We start from the raw sequence: 2,475 nt of genomic DNA, 5'->3' as shown, positions 1-2,475 counted from the left end.
CGGACATCATGGGCGAGATCTCGGCGGCGTCCGAAGAGCAGTCCAGCGGCATCGACCAGGTGAACCGCGCGGTGTCGCAGATGGACGAGGTGACGCAGCAGAACGCGGCGCTGGTGGAAGAGGCGGCGGCCGCTGCGGGATCGCTGCAGGAGCAGGCGGAGCGCCTGGCCGAAGCGGTGGCCGTGTTCAAGATCAACGCGGGCGAAGTGATCGAAGTCCCCGCGCACCAGTTGGCCGGCCAACGCCGCGCGCCGCGCGTCGTCGCTCCGGTCGCTCCGGCGCAGGCGGAATCGCCCGCCGCGGCAGCCAAGGCAGTTCCGGCCGCACGCTTGACGCATTCCACGCGCGCCAAGCCAGCCACGGCCGAAGGGGCGACGGCGGCACGGCCGCTGCGCCGTCCCACAGTGCGTCCGGCAGCCGCGTCCGAGGTCAAGCCCGCGGCAGCGCCTGGTCGCCGGTCCGCGCCCGCGGATGACGATTGGGAATCTTTCTGACGCCGGCCTGGCCGGTAAATGGGTAGGGTATGCGAGGCTATATACATCTTCTGGCGGCGGCCGCGATAGCGGTGTTTCTGGCCGGCTGCGCGGCGACGGGGCATAACTTCGACCCCGGCAAACTGTCGATGCTCACACCGGGGCAGACGACGCTGGAAGAGGCTTCGCGCACGCTGACCGCCCCGCCCGACAAGCTCTATAAGCAGACCGACGGTACGCTGCTAGCGCTCTGGGCCTTCAAAATCACCTTCGTCGCGGACGGCTTGTACAGCCGCAAGGAAGCGCTGTTGCAGTTCGGTCCGGACGGCCGGCTGCTGCGCCTCGTCGACAGCACCAATATCTTGCTGGAACCCTGGGAACGCCAGAAGCTGCTGGGACCCGCGCCTGCGCCTGACCTGCGTCAGGACGTGGCGCCATCCGCCGTGGCGCCCGAGGTGCAGACCATCTACATCCCGGGTCCGGGTGAACCGACCGGGTTGCAGCCTCAGGGCAAATAGCGCCCTGTAGTCCAGCGGGGAGCATCGCGGCGCGCGCCGCGATGTACGTCGCCCGAAGTGCGTGCCTCGTGTAACAAGGCATGTCGATCGGGTGGTTTTTCATTTGGTCAGAGTAGTTCCTGAGGGATGGGGAAATAATATGGAAGCGAGTCTCGAATCCGGTGCGAAATCCGGCAAGGTCGGCAAGAAAAAGGCCGCGCGCGGGCCCAAGGTGAAGCGCAAGCTGCGCTTGCGCGATGCCCGCGTCGGCACCATGCTGCTGTGGGTCATGGCGTTCTTCGCGGTGTTGATCGCGGCGGTGGGCGGCTTGGCCGCGTATTTCCTGCAGAACAACTATGAGTCGATCCGCGAAGTCAATGCCTTGACCGAGCGTTCCAAGCAGGTCGAAGTAATCAACAGCGACATGCTGCGTGCGCGGGTTGCCCTGATGGTTGCCGCACGCCACTTGCAGGAATCCGGCTGGGGCAGCGGAGAGAACTCGGCCCGCGACGCCGCCGCGGCCCTGAAGGGCGCCACCGACTTGCTGACCGGCGTGCGCAGCCGCTTCGCTGATTTCCAGAAGAACATGCTGCAGGACGACACGGGCCGCCAGCTGTCGATGAACCTGGTGCGTCGCTACCGTTCGTACATCGACGACGGTGTCGACACCATGGTCGAGGCCCTGCGCAGCGAAGACTATTCCACCTTCTATATGGTGAACAACGAGTACGGTACGCCCCGCAGCGCCGCCTTCATTGAGGCGCTCAGCGAGTTTGGCAAGTACATCGGCGACCAGCAGCAAGCCACGATCGACGAGGCCGAAGCTAATTTCAACCTCGCCATGGTGGCGGTGGGCGTTGCCGTCGGCCTGGCGGTGCTGTTGATGATCCTGGCTCGCCTGGTGTTCGGCCGCCTGGTGGTGCGCCCCTTGGTGGAAGCCGGTCAGCATTTCGACAAGATAGCTGCGGGAGACCTCACCAGTCGCGTGGAAGTGCGTTCGCACAATGAGATCGGCCAGTTGTTCGCCGCGCTCAAGCGCATGCAGGAAAGCTTGACCCGTACCGTGTCGGTAGTGCGCCGCGGCGTCGATGAGATTACGGTGGGTTCGCGGGAGATCTCGGCGGGTAATACCGACCTGTCCAGCCGCACGGAAGAGCAGGCCGCCTCGCTGGAGGAAACTGCAGCCTCGATGGAAGAGTTGGCCTCGACGGTGAAGCAGAACGCGGATAACGCGCGCCAGGCTAATCAGTTGGCGGCCAGCGCGTCCGACGTGGCCGAACGCGGTGGTTCGGCGGTGTCGGAAGTGGTCAGCACGATGCAAGGCATTTCGGCCAGCTCGCGCAAGATTTCCGAGATCGTGTCGGTGATCGACGGCATCGCCTTCCAGACCAACATCCTGGCGCTGAATGCCGCGGTGGAAGCGGCGCGGGCGGGCGAGCAGGGCAAGGGTTTTGCGGTGGTGGCGGGCGAAGTCCGTTCGCTGGCGCAGCGCAGCGCCCAGGCGG

The 2,475-nt window shown here is 65.6% G+C and carries 2 protein-coding genes and 1 pseudogene; all 3 read left to right on the top strand.

Annotated elements, in window-relative coordinates; translation table 11 throughout:
- A pseudogene (locus WBB14_RS03860) lies at positions 1 to 494 on the top strand (methyl-accepting chemotaxis protein); the annotation flags it as partial.
- A 29-nt stretch (positions 495 to 523) separates the two neighbouring features.
- Positions 524 to 991, top strand: a complete 468-nt coding sequence (locus tag WBB14_RS03855) for a hypothetical protein (protein WP_424238647.1) — start codon at positions 524 to 526, stop codon at positions 989 to 991.
- 139 nt (positions 992 to 1,130) lie between these two features.
- Positions 1,131 to 2,475, top strand: a 1,345-nt coding sequence (locus tag WBB14_RS03850; RefSeq protein ID WP_424238646.1) for a methyl-accepting chemotaxis protein, incomplete at its 3' end; no start/stop codon positions are given.

The organism is Achromobacter sp. (assembly GCF_049647645.1).
Lineage (GTDB): Bacteria > Pseudomonadota > Gammaproteobacteria > Burkholderiales > Burkholderiaceae_B > Achromobacter.
The sequence above is the reverse complement of the archived record's forward strand: the minus strand, read 5'-3'. Positions and strand labels throughout refer to the sequence as shown.

Bases quoted from the DNA above. Each gene is read 5' to 3' on its own strand.
- WBB14_RS03855 (WP_424238647.1), top strand. From the start codon at position 524: ATGCGAGGCTATATACATCTTCTGGCGGCGGCCGCGATAGCGGTGTTT.